Source organism: Halorubrum zhoui, from assembly GCF_051194155.1.
Classification (GTDB): Archaea; Halobacteriota; Halobacteria; order Halobacteriales; family Haloferacaceae; genus Halorubrum.
The window spans coordinates 202,678-218,530 of sequence record NZ_JBLZNJ010000004.1; the positions used below are offsets into that span (position 1 = coordinate 202,678).

18 protein-coding genes are annotated in these 15,853 nt (G+C 69.4%); 9 read left to right on the plus strand and 9 right to left on the minus strand.

Annotated elements, in window-relative coordinates; genetic code table 11:
- Nucleotides 1-6 precede the first annotated feature (6 nt).
- Nucleotides 7-381: a helix-turn-helix domain-containing protein gene (locus ACNTAO_RS08505; protein WP_435161555.1), complete on the minus strand. Its 375-nt coding sequence runs from the start codon at nt 379-381 to the stop codon at nt 7-9.
- Nucleotides 382-486: 105 nt separating this feature from the next.
- Between ACNTAO_RS08505 and ACNTAO_RS08510 the strand changes: the two genes are divergently transcribed.
- From ACNTAO_RS08510 to ACNTAO_RS08520, 3 genes are all read left to right on the plus strand, one after another.
- Complete coding sequence (locus tag ACNTAO_RS08510) at nt 487-1,185, plus strand: TOBE domain-containing protein (protein ID WP_435161556.1); 699 nt, start codon at nt 487-489, stop codon at nt 1,183-1,185.
- 86 nt (nt 1,186-1,271) lie between these two features.
- The gene (locus ACNTAO_RS08515) at nt 1,272-1,724 is read left to right on the plus strand and encodes a DUF2240 family protein (RefSeq protein WP_435161557.1); all 453 of its coding nucleotides are present in this window, start codon (nt 1,272-1,274) and stop codon (nt 1,722-1,724) included.
- Nucleotides 1,724-2,107 carry a DUF7993 family protein gene (locus ACNTAO_RS08520; RefSeq protein ID WP_435161558.1) on the plus strand — a complete coding sequence of 128 codons (384 nt, stop codon included), beginning with the start codon at nt 1,724-1,726 and terminating at the stop codon, nt 2,105-2,107. The genes ACNTAO_RS08515 and ACNTAO_RS08520 overlap by 1 nt, the downstream gene beginning before the upstream one ends.
- 67 nt (nt 2,108-2,174) lie before the next feature.
- Here the strand turns inward: ACNTAO_RS08520 and ACNTAO_RS08525 are convergent, their stop codons facing one another.
- Nucleotides 2,175-4,139 (minus strand): methyl-accepting chemotaxis protein, encoded by a 1,965-nt coding sequence (locus ACNTAO_RS08525; protein ID WP_435161559.1) that lies wholly within the window; start codon nt 4,137-4,139, stop codon nt 2,175-2,177.
- A 133-nt stretch (nt 4,140-4,272) separates the two neighbouring features.
- Here ACNTAO_RS08525 and ACNTAO_RS08530 point away from each other — a divergent pair, with 133 nt between their 5' ends.
- Entirely contained in the window at nt 4,273-5,604 is a 1,332-nt protein-coding gene (locus tag ACNTAO_RS08530; RefSeq protein WP_435161561.1) for a DNA double-strand break repair nuclease NurA, read from the plus strand.
- Between the two features lie 20 nt (nt 5,605-5,624).
- Here the strand turns inward: ACNTAO_RS08530 and ACNTAO_RS08535 are convergent, their stop codons facing one another.
- The 7 genes from ACNTAO_RS08535 to ACNTAO_RS08565 all read right to left on the minus strand — a co-directional run bounded on the left by ACNTAO_RS08535 (nt 5,625) and on the right by ACNTAO_RS08565 (nt 12,367).
- Nucleotides 5,625-6,353 (minus strand): CPBP family intramembrane glutamic endopeptidase, encoded by a 729-nt coding sequence (locus ACNTAO_RS08535; RefSeq protein WP_435161562.1) that lies wholly within the window; start codon nt 6,351-6,353, stop codon nt 5,625-5,627.
- Between the two features lie 60 nt (nt 6,354-6,413).
- Nucleotides 6,414-7,139, minus strand: a complete 726-nt coding sequence (locus tag ACNTAO_RS08540; RefSeq protein WP_435161563.1) for a bacteriorhodopsin — start codon at nt 7,137-7,139, stop codon at nt 6,414-6,416.
- Nucleotides 7,136-8,710 (minus strand): methyl-accepting chemotaxis protein, encoded by a 1,575-nt coding sequence (locus ACNTAO_RS08545; RefSeq protein ID WP_435161564.1) that lies wholly within the window; start codon nt 8,708-8,710, stop codon nt 7,136-7,138. The genes ACNTAO_RS08540 and ACNTAO_RS08545 overlap by 4 nt, the downstream gene beginning before the upstream one ends.
- 138 nt (nt 8,711-8,848) lie before the next feature.
- Nucleotides 8,849-10,138, minus strand: a complete 1,290-nt coding sequence (locus ACNTAO_RS08550) for a phosphoglucose isomerase-related protein (RefSeq protein WP_435161565.1) — start codon at nt 10,136-10,138, stop codon at nt 8,849-8,851.
- A gap of 87 nt (nt 10,139-10,225) precedes the next feature.
- Complete coding sequence (locus tag ACNTAO_RS08555) at nt 10,226-11,329, minus strand: DoxX family protein (RefSeq protein WP_435161566.1); 1,104 nt, start codon at nt 11,327-11,329, stop codon at nt 10,226-10,228.
- A gap of 65 nt (nt 11,330-11,394) precedes the next feature.
- Nucleotides 11,395-11,835: a DUF5809 family protein gene (locus ACNTAO_RS08560; protein WP_435161567.1), complete on the minus strand. Its 441-nt coding sequence runs from the start codon at nt 11,833-11,835 to the stop codon at nt 11,395-11,397.
- Between the two features lie 67 nt (nt 11,836-11,902).
- A complete protein-coding gene (locus tag ACNTAO_RS08565; protein ID WP_435161568.1) occupies nt 11,903-12,367 on the minus strand; it encodes a DUF5810 domain-containing protein in 465 nt (154 codons plus the stop codon).
- 143 nt (nt 12,368-12,510) lie between these two features.
- On the opposite strand from ACNTAO_RS08565, the gene ACNTAO_RS08570 reads away from it, so the two are divergent.
- The 5 genes from ACNTAO_RS08570 (at nt 12,511) to ACNTAO_RS08590 (ending at nt 15,800) form a co-directional block, all read left to right on the plus strand.
- On the plus strand, nt 12,511-13,755 hold the full coding sequence (locus ACNTAO_RS08570) for a translation initiation factor IF-2 subunit gamma (RefSeq protein ID WP_435161569.1): 1,245 nt from the start codon (nt 12,511-12,513) through the stop codon (nt 13,753-13,755).
- A 97-nt stretch (nt 13,756-13,852) separates the two neighbouring features.
- On the plus strand, nt 13,853-14,200 hold the full coding sequence (locus ACNTAO_RS08575; RefSeq protein WP_435161601.1) for a type II toxin-antitoxin system VapC family toxin: 348 nt from the start codon (nt 13,853-13,855) through the stop codon (nt 14,198-14,200).
- Between the two features lie 98 nt (nt 14,201-14,298).
- On the plus strand, nt 14,299-14,880 hold the full coding sequence (locus ACNTAO_RS08580) for a DNA-directed RNA polymerase (RefSeq protein ID WP_435161570.1): 582 nt from the start codon (nt 14,299-14,301) through the stop codon (nt 14,878-14,880).
- Nucleotides 14,880-15,077 (plus strand): transcription elongation factor subunit Spt4, encoded by a 198-nt coding sequence (spt4, locus tag ACNTAO_RS08585; protein ID WP_435161571.1) that lies wholly within the window; start codon nt 14,880-14,882, stop codon nt 15,075-15,077. Before ACNTAO_RS08580 ends, spt4 begins: the two co-directional genes overlap by 1 nt.
- A gap of 51 nt (nt 15,078-15,128) precedes the next feature.
- Nucleotides 15,129-15,800, plus strand: coding sequence for a GTP-dependent dephospho-CoA kinase family protein (locus ACNTAO_RS08590; protein WP_435161572.1), 672 nt, complete (start codon nt 15,129-15,131; stop codon nt 15,798-15,800).
- The last annotated feature ends 53 nt before the right edge of the window (nt 15,801-15,853 follow it).

A 15,853-nucleotide genomic window follows, 5' to 3' on the forward strand; every position in this document is an offset into this window, starting at 1 on the left:
GCCTGCTCACCGGTCGGCCGGGTCGAACGCCTCGATGGCGTCGTGGACGCCGGCGACCCACTCGTCGAGCGCGTCGTGGAGCCGGGTCTTCGCCTCGGGGATCGGTATCGCGGTGTACTGGTAGACGTAGCCGCCGTCGTCGAGGAGGCGTCGACGGCGCTCGGCGAGTCCCTTCTCTCGAAGCGTCGAGAGCGACCGGTTCACGTTCGAACGGTCGCGGTCGAGCACGTCGGCGAGTTCGGCGACGGTGCTGTCCGGGTGCGCTGTGAGCGTGAGGTACGTCCGGCTCTCGTGGTCTTGGACCCCGAACACACACGAGAGGACGTGCCCGAACGACGGGGAGACGTCACCCACGAGGTCTTCGATGGTCGGGTCGGTCATGTAGAGAGGTCGGGAGTCGCGTCATTAACCGTTTCGAGCCATCGCGTCGAGGCGATGGCCGAGCGGTCAGAGGAACTATGCCCGCGTCGCGTGAACCTGCGGGCGATGAGTGAACCCACCGGACGGGGCCGTGCCACGCTCGTCGCGGGCGAGGTCGAGTTCGGGTCCGACGACGCCGCGCTGCTCGAAGCGATCGAAGAGACGGGCTCGGTCGCACGGGCCGCCGAGACGCTCGGGCGCTCTCGAGCGCGGGCGCTCCGCCGGATCGAGCGGCTCGAAGAAGGGTTCAGCGAGCTCGTCGAACGGCAGCGGGGTGGACGCGGTGGCGGGGGCAGTAGGCTGACCGAAACGGGCCGGACGCTGCTCGGCCGCTACGACCGACTGTCGGCCGCGGTCGCCGCCACGGCCGGCGTCCCCGAGACCGTGGTCGACGGCGTCGTCGGGACCGTCGACGGCGAGCTCGCCGCGGTCGACACCGGCGTCGGGACGGTGTGGGGACGCCACGACGGGCTCGCCGTCGACGACCGAGTGCAGGTTCGGATCGGCGCGGACGCGGTGACGGTGCGGCCGGTAGACGGCGACACGCCCGACGAAACGAGCGCGCGCAACCGTCGCCGTGGTCGAGTCGCCGGGATCGACCGCGGCGAGACCGTCCACACGGTCCGGGTCGCCGTCGACGGCGCGACGATACGCGCGCTCGTTACCGACGAGAGCGCCCGTCGACTGGCCCTGGAAGTCGACGCCGACGTGTGGCTCTCGTGGAAGGCGACCGCGACGCGGCTCGTCGCGAACGCGGTCGGTTGACCGCTGCCGGCGAGCGGAGGCGTGTGCCCCGCGCGTCGCCCGGCTCGCTTCGGTACGTTTACACCGATCGCCGAGCCGGATGGGACATGAGTCTCGAGGCCACCGTCGCGGCCCCGTTCAACTGGCACGCGACGGACCGGCTCGGTGAGGGAGCGTTCGTCGTCGCGCTGTCGCTCGAGCGCGAGTGGTTCTCCCCGGACCAGGCGAAGCGACTCGTCGACGTGGCGGCCGGTCGCGGTCTCGTCGTCGAGACCGACGGCGACCTCGTCGCGCAGTTCGACCCCGACGCGGTGGTGATTCCGGAGGGGTTCGAGCCGGACGAGGACGTGCTGCGCGAGCAGTCGGCGTTCGAGACCGCACTCGAGGCCGCGGTCGCGACGGGCGTGGACAAACAAACCGCCGTCGCAGCGATAAACGAGCGACAGCAGGCGCTCGCGGTCACCATCGAGGCGGCGGCCGTGCTCTACGCGAAGCGACGCGACGCGCGCGTCGATCACCTCGCGGAGGCCGTGCGCGAGACGCTCGGGCCGGAGGCGTGATGGTCGTCGATCGACTGCGCGACGGCGTCCGAATCGCACAACTGCTCGCCTCCGAGGTGACCGGCGATCGGGGGCGGCTCGAGACGCTCGCCGTGACCGACGCCGACGCCGACGTGGAGCCGACCCTCGACGGCGCACTGGCCTACCGGATCGTCCGGGGAGACGAGCCGGTCGCCGACGCGTACGTCCAGCCGGACCGTGTCAGACTCGAGTTCCGCACCGCCATCGACGCGGTCGCCACAGCCGCGGACGAGGCGGGCCTCCGGGTGCGACCCGCCGGCGGTGCGTCGCCACGAACGCTGGTGTTTCTCGAGGACGGCGCCGCAGTGAAGCGGGTGTTGCCGGCGCTCCGAGCGGCCGTGAACGCGGACTCGACCGATTGAGGCGGGGCGCGCGGCCGCTCGAGAGCGAGTGGATGCGACGGACGGCCCGTGTGTGGCTGTCGCTCGCTCAGTTCGGTCGGCCGCCGTCGCCGAGCGCAGGCGCAGACGGGCCGGCAGTCCCCGACGCTGTCGAGCCGTCGCTCACCTCGAAGGCACGGATGAGTCGTTGGAGGCGCTCGGCGTGTTCGGTGAGCGTGCTGGCCTGCGTGGCCGCCTCGTCGGTCGCGGTCTGTTGTTCCGTCGCCGCAGTGGAGGCGTCCGCAGCCGTGGAAGCGGTCGTGCGGCTGATCGTGGACGCCTCTTCGGCCATCGCGACCGTCTCCTCGGTGCTCGCCGCCTGGTCGTCGGTCGCGTCGCTGATCTCCCGGACGCCGGCGTCGGTCTCGGCCGCGTTCTCGGCCACCTGCGAGAAGGCGTCGACGGCGTCTTCGAGCGCCGAGGAGCCCGCGTCCATGTGTTCGGAGGCGGTCCGAACCTCGGCGACGGTGTCTTCGGTTTGCGACTGGACGCCGTCTATCATCGCTTCGATCTCGTCGGCGGCGTCGGCCGTCTCCTCGGCGAGCCCCTTCACCTCGTCGGCGACGACGGCGAACCCGCTGCTCGCGCCGCTACCCGTGCGACCCTCGGCCCTGGCCGCCTCGATGGTCGCGTTGAGCGCGAGGAGGTTCGTCTGTCCGGCGATGTCGGCGATGAGGTCGACGATCTCACCGATCGCCTCCATCTGGTCGTCGAGCTGTTTCACCTTTTCGGCGCTCGATTCGATGGCCGACTGCGACTCGCGGACGCGGGCTATCGCGTCGCGGGCGGTGGATTCGCCCGTGTCGGCGATCGTCGCCGTCTGCTCTGCGGCGTCGGCGACGGTCTCCGTCGAGGAGGCGACCTCCTCGATGGCCGCCGAGAGGGTGTTCATCTCGCCCGAGACGCGTTCGAGCATCTCGCGTTGTTCGTCGGCCCCCTCGGCGATCGCGTCGACCGAGCCGCCGAGGTCGTCGCTCAACGACGACACCGTGTCGACGCTCGTGGTCGTCTGTTCTGCGGCGTCGGCCACCTCGTGAGCGAACGTCTGTATCTCTCCCATCGCGGACTCGATGTCGGCCATCATCTCGTTGAACGCGGCGGCGATCTGTGTCATCGCCTCGCTCTCGCTTTCGGCGTCGAGTCTGACGGTGAGGTCGCCGTCTGCGGCCGCTCGCATCTGTGTGCGGTACGCCTCGGCGGTCGCTTCGAGGTGGTGGTTGAGGCGCTCGACCTCTTCGCGTCGCGCCTCCACGTCGGCCTTCTCGGCTTCGAGCTCGGCTCTCGCCTCCTCGACCGCCTCGCGTTCGGCGCGCTGTTCGGAGACGCGGTCGAGCTGGCGGTCGACCTCCTCACGCGACTTCTCTATCGAGTACCAGTTGACCGTCAACGCGAGCGCGAGTCCAGTGATGAACGTCGCGTGGATGCCGCCCCAGACGATCGGATTGGCGATCGCCGCCGGGTGGTTGTACACGAGACTCGAGTCGATCAGACTGAACAGGCCGTGGCCGACCGCGACGTACCCCATGCCGACGGCGAACGGCAGCCAGTCCTCGTAGAGCGCGAGCACGGCGACGAAGACGAAGAAGTGAAAGTGCGCCTCGATGTAGCCGCCAGAGAGCTTCACCAGCGCCATCGATACCGTCATCGCACTGAACGCGGCGATCACGGTCCGCACCCGCCGGGGGAACCACGAGCGGGTGGCCAGCGCCGCGGTCGTGAGGATCAACGCGAGGAAGCCGGCGAGCATCCAGCGAGGCGTAGCGGGGATCGCCGCACCGGTAAGCACGGACTCTGTACCCTCGTAGAGCCCGAGTCCGAGCAGGAACGGGGTCTGTGCGACGACGAGGAACAGGATGTTTCGGTGGCGGCGACGCCACATCTCGCGGGGCATCGACGTCCCGTCGGGGATGTACTGGACGATCTCGCGGAGCGTCTCGCCGAGACCGGCGGGCGAGCGTGACGTCGCCGACGGGCCGGCGTCGTTCGTGGGCGGTTCGGTGGCTGACTCGACCATGGGTGTCGTCCAGACACACGACACAAGAACGTTCGGCTCCAAGTATCGGTGCTGATACTGGTGTGTCGAGCGACCGGCGACGGGTGCGTCGAGGGGCGACCGGTATATATTGCTCCCGGCCCACGACCCGGTCGTGACGCTCGATCCGATCCACGTCGAGAACATCGCGCGGCTCGCGTACGGGATCGCCGGCGACGTGGACACGACGGACCACGAGGGACTCGCCGAGCGGATCTGGGAGGAGTGGCTGCCGTCGCTCCGCCGCGACGGACGCGTAGTGATCGAGCCCGTCGGCCCGCACGAGCGTCGACGAGCGTCGATCGACGACGTCGCGCTCGCCGAGCGGCCGTTCGAGACGGTTCACGGGCTCGACTCGGGGACGATCAATCCGACGACGTTCAAGAACGGGCTCGTCGTCGACGTGGCACACGCCGCGATGGCCGCGACGCCGACCGACCTCGGGCTTCACCGCGACCGGACCATCGTCGCGACGGTCCACGCCGGCGACTCGACCGCCAGCTTCGACGACGAGTGGCGCCGGCGCGACGACGGCCACACTCGCCAGCGGGTGCTCCACGCGCCGCGGGTCAACCGGTACGCAGAAGGGGTCGTCCACGCGCTGGCGCTGTACCTCGCCGAGGGGACGCACGCGCTCGACCACGCCGACTGGGTCGACGAGCTGCTCCTGCTCGACGGGCCCGTGTACCCGAAAGAGCTGTTCACCTGGGAGGACCGGGATCCAGCGCTCGGCGAGCTCGCCCGGGAGGCGAAGCCACGGGCGGTCGCAGAGACGTACGTCCGGCTGGTCGAGCGGTTCGTCGAGCGGGACGTTCCCCTCGCCGGCTTCGTGAAGAACCCGACGAGTCGAACCATCGTCCGCGCGCTCGGCCGGAAGGGCGTGGAGTCGCCGTGGCCGGACGACACCGCGCTGTTCACGCGGCTCCTGGAGCGTCGCGATGCAGGAGATGGGTCGGCAGACGGCGCGGGCAGCCGAGCGAGCGGAGGAAGCGGGTCGGGGAACCGAAGAGACGAGTCCGGACGGTCCGCGAGCGGTGACCGGATCGACGACGAGCTCACGTTCACCACCTGGTTCCACAGTCGCGGCGGACCGGACGGAACGATGGCCGAGCGCGGAGACGCGCTCGGGATCGACCGCGAGCTCGACCCGATACTGTACGAGCCGACGTTCATGATCCTCTACGATCCCCGGACCGACGTGACGTACAAACTCGAGGCGCCGTACGCGTTCACCCGCGAGGAGGCGACCCGGGACCGGCTGACCCGGCAGGTCCTCGCCGAGGTGGCGACGACCCGAGGGCCGCCGGCGGCCGTCAAGAAGGCGGACGCACTCGCGCGAATCAGCGCCACGGAGAAGGCAGCGCTGCGTCGGAAGTTCGAAGAACGGTTCGACAGCGATCAGCAGGCGACCTACGACGATCGACGGTGGGGCAAAGCCGACTACTGACGCGGGTCCTGGAGTCGGGCTCAGAGCGCGTCGGCGAGCAACAACGCGTAGATGGTCGCGTTGTACGCGCCGTGTGCAAGTCCGGGGACGAGTAGGTTCTCCGTGCGCTCGTAGAGGTAGCCGAGGACACAGCCGAGGCCGGCGGCGATCGCGACGTAGGCCCACCGTTCCGCGCCAGTTCCCTGTACCCCGACGAGGTGGATCACGCCGAACAGCCCGCCGGCGACGAGGATCGAGGGAGCCGCGGCGAACGCCCGCCGGAGACCGCCCTGCACGACGCCGCGGAACAACACCTCTTCAACGGGACCGACGACCAGAAACGAGACGAGGACCATCGCGAGGTAGTAGGTGACGGGGTCACCGGCGGGGACGACCGCCTGGTTCTGCCCCGTCGTGAGCCCCACACGAGAGAGCACGAACAACGACCCGTACTGGAGCGTCAACAGTCCCGCGGCGGCGACGACGACGACGCTGCCCTCGCGGAGCGTGGGACGCGAGTACCGGAGGAGGTCCCACTGGTCGGTGAGCGCGAGGTAGCCGAGCGCGGCCGCGAGAAAGCTCGCGAACTGCACCACGGTCCGGAGCAGCTGCCAGGCGGTGGTGTCGGGAGCAACGAGACCGGCACGAACCGCGAGTGCGACGAGCGGAGCGGTCACCGCGCTCGCAGCGAAAAGCGCCAAAAGGACGGCGACGATCGCGCTCAGGAGGCGAGCGAGCCGAGGTGCCGATCCGGGAGCGTCGTCGGACATCGACGGTCGTAGGCGCCACGGGATGTTAGGCGCTCCGGAGTCGGGCGGTGCGTCACCGGCTCAGTCCGCAGGCGTGGACGCCACGGAGTCCGTGGCCGTCCCGTGTGTGTCGGCCGCGTTCGCGGCGAACGCGTGGCGGTGTTGGTACACGAAGTAGACGTAGGGGACCTTCGCGACCACGTCCACGTAGGTGATCATGATCGAGAGCGAGAGCATCGAGACGAGTCCGACGCCGAGCGGACCGGCGGCCCACATCACCGGGTACACCAGCCACAGGAGTCCGACGTGGTTACGGAGGAGCTCGTACAACCGTCGTCGCTCGGGCGAGACCGTGGCCGCGACGACTGAGAGCCGACCGTACAGGACCCAGAGAAGGCCGAGATAACACGCAGACGAGACGGCGAACGCCCCGAGTCGGACGAGTCCGCCGGTGAGGACGGCCGCGACGCCGAAGCCGATCATCAGCACGTCGACGACGACGACGGCGAGCGTGGTTCGTCGCGACGCACCCGCGGTGTACGCGACGTAGCCGACGAGCACGGGGGTCGTGAGGAGCCAGTCGACGTACCGCAGCGCGGGAACGCGCACGCCGTCGACGACGATAGTGGCGACGTCTGCGGCCATTAGCGCGTACATGACCGCCGCAGCGCCGGGGATGACGAACAGATAGCCGAACGCACCGGCCCTCGAAGAGGCGTCGGTGACAGCACGCAGTCGGAAGACGATGCCGACTCCGACCAGCATACCGACGGTACCGATCGCGTACGCGGCCGTCGTCGGTGTCATCGGGACGCACCCCCGTCGGTGCGCCCGGGTTCACCGCCGACGGCGGTCACCGCCTCGGGCCCCTGGTGTGAGCGTCGACCGTCGGCGGCGATCGCGAATCGGTCGAGCGACTCGGCGAGGCCCGTAGCCCGCTCACCGAACCGTTCGATGTCGCTTTCCAGGCCGCCGACCGCCGTCTGCTGGGTGTCGACGGCCGCACGGACGTCGGTGGTCGTCTCGACGGTTTGTGTGCTGGTGTCGCCGACGGCGTTCAGCGTCGCAGAGACGCGTTCCGTCGACTGCGCCTGGTCGTCGGTAGCACGACTGATCTCCGTGACGCTGGCTTCGACGGCCTCCGTGTGGTCGGCGATCGCGTCGAGTTGGGCGGCCGTCTCGGCGATCGTGTCTGTGCTCGCGTCGACGGTCTCGCTCGTCTCGCGGACCGCGGCGGCGGCGTCTTCGGTCTCTCGGTTCAGTTTCTCGATCAGGTGTTCGATGACGTCCGCCTGTTCGCGGGTCTCTTCGGCGAGTGATTTGACCTCGTCTGCGACGACCGCGAAGCCGTCTGAGCCGGCGCCGTCGGTGGCGTTCGCAGCCTCGATGCTCGCGTTGAGCGCGAGGAGGTTCGTCTGTCGGGAGATCTCGCGAATGATGTCGACCACCTCCGTGACGGCCTCGGTCCGCTCTGTGAGCACGTCGATCGTCGCGACCGCCTCGGTCATGTCGTCGTGTGCGTCGTCCATCATCGACGCCACGGACTCGGCCGCCTCGTGTGCGTGCGTCCCCATCTCGGCGGTCGTCTCCGCCCGGCTCGCGATGTCTTCGGTCGTCGCGGCCACCTCCTCTGCGGTCGCCGCGAGGTCGTCCATCTCGGCGATTGCGGTCTCGACCCGTTCGCGCTGCTCCCGTGCGGCCGCCGTCGTCTCCGCCGCGAGTGTGTCGACGCGTGCGGTCTCAGCGGCGATCGACGTCACCGAGTCGTGCATCGCGTCACGGCCGTCGGTGACGTCGCCGGCGAACCCGGCCACCTCGGCGAGCGCGGCTTCGAGTCTGGTGACGGTCTCGTTGAACGCGCGACCGATGGTGGCCATCGCCTCGTACTCCTCGTTGACGTCGACCCGGACCGTGAGGTCACCGGCCGCGGCGCTGTTCATCACGTCGCTGTACGACTCGGCGATCTGTCGGTACGCCGTCGCGGTCTCCTCGTGTTCGGCGGCGACCGCCTCGTAGTCCGCCGCGGTCGCTCGATACTCGTCGGAGAGCGTCGAGACCGTCTCGATACGGTCGGCGAGCGACCGGCGCATCTCGTCTATCGAGCCGTAGAGTCGGCCGATCTCGTCGACCCGTGGTGACCGGACGGGCTCGTCGAGTTCGCCGTCGGCGACGGCGTCGCTCGCCTGCGCGAGCTGTCGTACCGACGCGGCCGTCGCGGTCCCCGTGATCGAGCCGAGCGCGAGGAGGCCGACGGCCGCCGCGAGAACCGTCGCGACGGCCTCACCAGTCACGAGCCCGACGGTCGCGACGAGCCCCCACGTCGCGGCGTAGCCGATGGCGATCTTGACACGGTACTGGGTACGGACGCTGTCGAACATACCGAGTCGAGCTACACGCTATCATATACCAGTATGGGTCTAAGTATCAATCGAGATAGCTGCGGCCTCATCGAGCCGCGTCGGTCGCGGTCAGACGCCTGCGCCGCCGCGCTCACGGGCGGCTCCGGGCGACGAGTGCTACGATTCGACCCGGAACTCCCGCTTGTCTGCGACCGCCTCGGCTTCGGGGAAGTCGCCGCCGCCGAGCAGGCCACGCGCCGCTCGCTTCCCCCACTCGACGGCCGGCTGGGTGAACGTCGAGACGCCCGCGAGTTCGCCGTAGAGGACACAGGCAGCCTCCATGCCGAACAACAGCTCGCCGAGTGCGCGCTCGTCGACGCGGTCGATCTCGACCCGGACGTTCGGCACGGCTGCGGCGGCGAGGCTCGCCTCCGTCGCCTCGAACTCCGCGTCGAGGAGCGCGCCGAGCGAGGAGCCGCCGAGGTACGAGAGTCCGTCGAGCTCCGTCTCTGGGATCGGGACGACGGCGCGCTCGGTCGGCCGGACGAGCGTGACGAGTTTGTCCGGCGGGCCGGCACGGTACAGCTGGAGCTGCGAGTGCTGGTCCGTCGCGCCGAGCGCGCGCGCCGGGGTCTGCCCGAGTCCGTCCTTTCCGAGGCTCTCGGCCCACAGCTGGGCGAACCACTCGGCGAACGTCTCCAGCGACTCCGCGTACGGCATCACGGCGTTCGTCCGTGCGCCGCGGGCCGCGAGCGCGTACGTCGTCGCACCGTAGGCGTACGCCGGGGACTCACGAAGCGAGCCGGCGAGCGCGTCCATCCCGTCGCGACCGCCCGCAAGCACCGCCTCGACGTCGTGACCCTGGATCGCCGCGACGGCGAGTCCAACCGACGAGAGGACGGAGAACCGACCCGGAACGCCGGTCGGGACGTCGAGTGCGGGGAGGCCGTGTGTCTCGGCGAGCCGGCGGAGATTCCCGTCCGTGCCCGTTATGACGAGCGTTTGGTCGGTCCAGTCGACGCCGGAAGCGTCCATCCGCTCGCGGACGACGAGGAAGTTCGCGAGCGTCTCCGCGGTGGTCCCGGACCGCGAGACGACGACGACGACCGTCTCGGCGAGGGGAAGCTCACCGGCCACCGCCTCGACGTGTGCGGGGTCCACGTTGTCGAGGAAGTGTGCCTCGACGTCGCTATCGAGCGCGTCTGCCAGCGTCGCCGCCCCGAGCGCACTGCCGCCGATGCCGACCGTGAGGACGGCCGACGGGTCGTCGAATCGGTCGACCGCGGTTCGAATCGCGTCCGGGTCGGCGGTCTCCGGCAGGCACAACGAGGCGTACCCGAACGCCTCGTCGGCCATGCCGGCCGTGATGGTCTCGTGGACGGCCGCGACGCGATCGTCGAGGCGGTCGAGGGTCGCTTCGGTGAGTCCCGGCTGGGTGCCGAGCGCGTTGCCGATGTCGACGTCCATGCCAGCCACTCCGGCCGGCAGGGACTAAACGTGCGGTGGTGTCGCGGCGGGGGCGGACCCGAACCGACGGTGCTGGCTCGACGCCAATCAGTCGGCCGGGATGGCCTGTTCGTCGGCGTCGAGCGCGGGGCGACCGAACCAGCGGTCGAACGAGAGCGGACCGGCACCCAGGGTGAACACCGCCGAGGCGATGCCGAACAGCGCGACGTGTGCCAACACCGGGTCGTCTGGCAGGCCGAACAACGTCGTGGTGAAGAGGACGAACGAGACCGCGGCCGCCCCGCGGGTGAAAAAGCCCGCGACCAGCGCCAGACCGACGGCGATCTCCGTCACGCCGGCCCCGACGACCCAGAGGCCGGGGTCGACCGGGACGACCGCGGTCAGGTCGTACTTTTCGACGACGAGCAGACCACGCCCGGGGTCGGCGAGCTTCTCGATCAGCCCGAGGTAGACGAACGTGACGCCCATCCCGACGCGGAGGACGACAGGAACGTAGCGCCGGAACGGCGCGAGCGTCTCGTCGAGGAACGCCTTCAGGTGGTGCACGGGGTCGATGCGGCCGTAGTACGTGTCTCGCGTGCTCGCGACCGCGAGCAGCATGTCGTCCGCGCTCGGTCGGCCCCCGCCGAGGACGACCAACGCGAGAAAGACCGGCACGTACTCCATCGCGATGACGACGCCGGGGTCGACCGTGAGGAGGACCCACGCGAACGCGGCGATCCCGACCGTCGAGACGATGCGCGTCGCGAGCCCGAAGAGCGTGAAGAAGCCGAGACCGATGAACAACACTCGGAGCGCGGGATTCGTCGCCGGGTCGAACGTGAGCGTCGGTGCGAACAGGTACCCCTGGAAGCCGGCACCGACGAGCGGGAGCCCGATAGCGAGCCGGAGCATCCACGGGATGAGGTCGCCGTAGCCGGCGAGCTTCTCTCTGAGGACGACGACGTCCCGGATCGTCGGGCGAACCCAAAGGTACCCGGCGACACCCGCGGTGACGGCGAGTCCGCCCCCGACGAAGAGGGCGGCGTTGAACGGCACCGAGAGCACCTCGGTGAGGAACGCGATGGCGTTCTGTGGCTCACCGGCGTCTTCGGTGACGTAGTCAACGTGGGCAGTCGCCGACCGTGTCGCGACCGCGAGGGCCACCACGATCGCTGCGAACCAGCCGCCGAGTGTGCGTCGGCCGCGCATAGGAGTACGAGTCGCTCCACGTACCTAACACTGCCGTCACGTGCAACTGCCGACCGCACCGCGGCTCAATTCGCGTCGGCCTCGGCAAGCGCGTCGCGGTACACCCGGCCGAACGCGGCTCGCCGGAGGGTGCTCGCGGCCGCGGTCGGTCGGTCCTGGTACGTCGTCGCGATCACGGTGTCGGCGAACGGGACGGGGTGCCAGGCGACGCGGTCGACGTTGGCGGACCCGAGTCGGACGACGTCGGCGTCACCGAACTCGCTGTCGGCGAGCCACGCGTCGAACGCGTCGCGGTCGGCGAGGTGGACGACGAGCAGCTCTGCGAACGTCGCGTCCCGGGCGGTTTCGACGACCGCGCCGGTGACCCGCTCGTCGTACTCGTCGGCGTCGAACGACATCGCCTTCGCCGTCTCGCGGACCACGACCCTGGCGGTCGGACCGAGCTGTTCGTATCGCGTCGCGGCCGCGTGTGCGGTCTCCGGGGCGAACACGCCTCTCGTCTCCATACCGGTCGCAGTCGGCCGAGCGACAAGGGCGTTCGGTTCGAGCCGGGGTCTGCCTGCTGCCCGCTCGCTACGGCTCGTCGTGCACGGCGTCTGTCGTGTCCCCGCGGTCGTCGGTATCGGGCGTCTTCTCGACGTCGCTCGCGTCGTCGGCGCGCATCTGCCGGGTCAGCTCGCGTGCCTCGTCGAGGACAGCCGCCGTTTCCGGATCGGGCACATCCATACCGGCACCGCGACGCCCACGGTGAGCGCGTGGATCGTCGTGGGCGTGGTCCGCATGCTCCGTCCCGGCGTCGACGGCCGGTCGGCCTCGATCGACCGTGTCTTCGAACACCTCGTGGTACTCGGCCGGCTCGGCGTGGTCGACGACCGCCTCGGCGAGCGCCTCGGGGGTCCGACCTCCCCAGCCGGGAGCGTGCTCGTCGAGCCACGCCTCGTGGTCGTCGGCGTGTATCATCGCGGTGAACGCGAGGTGATGTGCGAGGTGTTCACCGTCACGCTGTGGAATCGAACACACCGGACACGCGTATCCCATGACGAACGCGGGTTCGGCGCGGACGGACAAAGACGCGTCGGAGCCGCGGCCGTCCGCGCTCGGGTGTCGCCGCCGTAACAGCAACTTTATCAGTCGCACGGGGCGAAATTTCGGGTAAGACTGCTCCGTTAGGAGGAACCACAGTGACCCAAGCCAACACACAACCGGAGGTGAACATCGGTCTCGTCGGTCACGTCGACCACGGGAAGACGACGCTCGTCCAGGCGTTGTCCGGCTCGTGGACCGACCAGCACAGCGAGGAAATGAAACGCGGGATCTCGATTCGGCTCGGGTACGCGGACGCGACGTTCCGCCGCTGTCCGGACGTCGACGCGCCCGCGTGTTACACGACCGACGAGACGTGCCCCGACGGCACGGAGAGCGAGCCGCTCCGAACCGTCTCGTTCGTCGATGCTCCCGGCCACGAGACGCTGATGGCGACGATGCTCTCTGGCGCGTCGATCATGGACGGCGCGGTACTCGTCGTGAGCGCGACCGAAGACGTCCCCCAGGCACAGACCGAAGAGCACCTGATGGCGCTCGATCTCATCGGAATCGAGAACATCGTCATCGCACAGAACAAGGTCGACCTCGTCGACCGCGACCGCGCCGTCGACAACTACGAACAGATACAGTCGTTCGTCGAGGGGACGGTCGCAGCGGGTGCACCGATAGTTCCCGTCTCGGCCGGCCAGGGGGTCAACCTCGACCTCCTCATCGAGGCCATCGAGGCGGAGATCCCGACGCCCGACCGCGATCCGTCCGACGACGCTCGAATGTTCGCGGCTCGGTCGTTCGACATCAACCGTCCGGGCGCGACCGCCGCAGAGCTCAACGGCGGCGTCGTCGGCGGCTCGCTCGTCCGAGGCGAGCTGTCCGTGGGCGACGGCCTCGAGATCCGCCCCGGGCGCGAAGTCGAGTCCGAGGGACAGACCGAGTGGCAGCCGCTCGAGACGTCGGTTCGGTCGCTGCAGGCGGGCTCCGAACAGGTCGAGTCCGCCCGACCTGGCGGGCTCCTCGGCGTCGGAACGGGGCTCGATCCGAGTCTGACCAAAGGCGACGCGCTCGCCGGTCAGGTCGCCGGCGACCCCGGCACGCTCCCGCCGACCCGACACGAGTTCGAGATGGAGGTAGATCTCTTAGAGCGCGTCGTCGGGAACGAAGACGACGAGAGCGGCGAGAGCGACATCGAGGAGATATCGACCGGCGAGCCGCTGATGTTGACCGTCGGCACCGCGACGACCATCGGAGCCGTGACGAGCGCGCGAGACGACGAGTGCGAGGTGCGGCTCAAGCGGCCGGTGTGTGCCGAGTCAGGCGCTCAGATAGCCATCAACCGGCGAGTCGGCGCGCGATGGCGACTGATCGGCGTCGGGACGCTCTCCTGACGTGTCCGAGCCGGCGTCCGAGCGAACCGACGTGACTCCCGACGACTCGGCCGGCCGTTCCGAGCGTCCGACGGTGGCCCTCGACACGAGCGTCCTCATGGCGCCGGTCGAGGCGAACCTTCGCCCCTTCGAGGAGCTCGATCGGGTCCTCGGGGCCGTCGACCCGGTCGTCCCGTCGTCGGTCCTGCGAGAGCTCGACCGGCTCGAGGGGGGAAGCGGTGCGGCGGCGACCGCGGCGAGCGTCGGGAGAGACCTGGCGGCACGGGCTCGACGACTCGACACCGGCGGAACGTACGCCGACGACGCGCTCGTCGAGCTGGCGGCGGCCGGCGACGTCGACTACGTCGCGACGGCCGACAGGGAACTGGTTCGGCGGGTGCTCGACGCGGACACACCGGTACTCTGTTTACGGGGGCGCGAGACGCTCACCGTAACGGACCCGTAGCGACGCCGGCCGGAACGGTCGGAGCCACCCGACTGCGGGCGGCGAGGAACCGAGGACGGGACGAACACAGAACGCGACACAGACACAAACCCACGCACATGTACAAGCGAGTACGACTCAAGGACACGGTCGAGGTCCCGCCGGAGCACCTGGCGGACGTCACCGACGAGCGGGTGAAAGCCCTGCTACAGGACAAGCTGGAAGGACGAATGGACGAAGACGTCGGCAGCGTCGTGAGCGTCATCGAGGTCCACGACATCGGCGAGGGGGCGGTGCTTCACAACCGTCCGGGCGTCTACTACGAGGCCGAGTTCGACGCGCTCACCTTCGACCCGGACATGCAGGAGGTCGTCGACGGGACCGTCGTCGAGACGGTCGAGTTCGGCGCGTTCGTCGGGATCGGACCCGTCGACGGGCTGTTACACGTCTCACAGATCACAGACGAGTACCTCACCTTCGACGGGGCGAACCAGCAGCTCGCGTCGTCGGACTCGGACAAGAGTCTCGGCGTCGAAGACGCCGTTCGGGTGCGTATCGTCACGAAGAGCGTCGACGAACGCAACCCACGCGACTCGAAGATCGGGCTCACCGCGAAACAGCCCGGACTCGGCAAACACGAGTGGCTCGAGAGCGACCGCCGCCGTCGGGCCGAAGCCGGCACGGCCGGGGAGGGTGACTGATGGCCGGCGACCGGCTCGCGTGTCGTGAGTGTCACTACGTCAACGACCCGGACGCACAAACGTGTGACCACTGCGGCTCCTCTGCGCTGACCGAAGACTGGGCCGGCTACGTCGTCATCGCGGACCCCGAAGAAAGCCAGATCGCCGAGGAAATGAACGTCTCGAAGCCCGGATCGTACGCGCTGAAGGTTCGCTGAGACGGAAACAGCCGGACGACACTTCGACCGACACCCGAACGCGATATCCCGATGGACGACGACACCGAGCAACCAGCCGACGGAGCCGATGTGGTCGTGAGCCTGCCGGCAGACGCACGAGACGCGTTCAAGACGCCGATGGGACCGGTGACGACCGACCCGGACGCGGTGGCCGCGGCCGCAGCGCGAACGCGAGATCGATACGATGCGCCGGACGCCCCGCTCGTCGCGGTTGGAGACGTCGTGACGTACCACCTGTCGGCGGCCGGACACCGACCGGACGTCGCCGTCGTCGACGGCTACACGGAGCGAACTCCGGTCCGGTCGACGGTCAAGGCGGTCGTCGACGCAGGCGACGAGCGGGTGATCGAGGCCGCGAATCCGCCAGGGGCACTCACCGGCGCACTCCTCACGGCGCTCACCGAGGCGCTCGACGACGACGAGCCGGTGACGATTCGCGTCGACGGCGAGGAGGACCTCGCGACGCTGCCGGCGATCCTCACGGCTCGAACCGGCGCGACAGTCGTCTACGGACAGCCGGGAGCGGGGATCGTCAGGGTCGCCGTGACGCCGGAGAACCGTCGGGCGGCCAAAGAGCTCTTCGGACGACTCGAGGGAGACGCGGCCGCCGCCGAGTCGATACTCGGAGTCACTGCGGTAGCGGAGGGCGGAGCGACCGACGAGCACGCATCGACCGACGAGAACGCATCGACCGACGAGTGATTCACCGGTAGATCTCCACTCGAAGCGAAGGGGTGTGCGTCGACGAAATCGAC

What these genes read in the sequence shown, in the direction of transcription:
- ACNTAO_RS08505 (WP_435161555.1), bottom strand. Translation starts at nt 381, where the DNA reads ATGACCGACCCGACCATCGAAGACCTCGTGGGTGACGTCTCCCCGTCG.
- ACNTAO_RS08510 (WP_435161556.1), top strand. Translation starts at nt 487, where the DNA reads ATGAGTGAACCCACCGGACGGGGCCGTGCCACGCTCGTCGCGGGCGAG.
- ACNTAO_RS08515 (WP_435161557.1), top strand. Translation starts at nt 1,272, where the DNA reads ATGAGTCTCGAGGCCACCGTCGCGGCCCCGTTCAACTGGCACGCGACG.
- ACNTAO_RS08520 (WP_435161558.1), top strand. Translation starts at nt 1,724, where the DNA reads ATGGTCGTCGATCGACTGCGCGACGGCGTCCGAATCGCACAACTGCTC.
- ACNTAO_RS08525 (WP_435161559.1), bottom strand. Translation starts at nt 4,139, where the DNA reads ATGGTCGAGTCAGCCACCGAACCGCCCACGAACGACGCCGGCCCGTCG.
- ACNTAO_RS08535 (WP_435161562.1), bottom strand. Translation starts at nt 6,353, where the DNA reads ATGTCCGACGACGCTCCCGGATCGGCACCTCGGCTCGCTCGCCTCCTG.
- ACNTAO_RS08540 (WP_435161563.1), bottom strand. Translation starts at nt 7,139, where the DNA reads ATGACACCGACGACGGCCGCGTACGCGATCGGTACCGTCGGTATGCTG.
- ACNTAO_RS08545 (WP_435161564.1), bottom strand. Translation starts at nt 8,710, where the DNA reads ATGTTCGACAGCGTCCGTACCCAGTACCGTGTCAAGATCGCCATCGGC.
- ACNTAO_RS08550 (WP_435161565.1), bottom strand. Translation starts at nt 10,138, where the DNA reads ATGGACGTCGACATCGGCAACGCGCTCGGCACCCAGCCGGGACTCACC.
- ACNTAO_RS08555 (WP_435161566.1), bottom strand. Translation starts at nt 11,329, where the DNA reads ATGCGCGGCCGACGCACACTCGGCGGCTGGTTCGCAGCGATCGTGGTG.
- ACNTAO_RS08560 (WP_435161567.1), bottom strand. Translation starts at nt 11,835, where the DNA reads ATGGAGACGAGAGGCGTGTTCGCCCCGGAGACCGCACACGCGGCCGCG.
- ACNTAO_RS08565 (WP_435161568.1), bottom strand. Translation starts at nt 12,367, where the DNA reads ATGGGATACGCGTGTCCGGTGTGTTCGATTCCACAGCGTGACGGTGAA.
- ACNTAO_RS08575 (WP_435161601.1), top strand. Translation starts at nt 13,853, where the DNA reads ATGGCGCCGGTCGAGGCGAACCTTCGCCCCTTCGAGGAGCTCGATCGG.
- ACNTAO_RS08580 (WP_435161570.1), top strand. Translation starts at nt 14,299, where the DNA reads ATGTACAAGCGAGTACGACTCAAGGACACGGTCGAGGTCCCGCCGGAG.
- spt4 (WP_435161571.1), top strand. Translation starts at nt 14,880, where the DNA reads ATGGCCGGCGACCGGCTCGCGTGTCGTGAGTGTCACTACGTCAACGAC.
- ACNTAO_RS08590 (WP_435161572.1), top strand. Translation starts at nt 15,129, where the DNA reads ATGGACGACGACACCGAGCAACCAGCCGACGGAGCCGATGTGGTCGTG.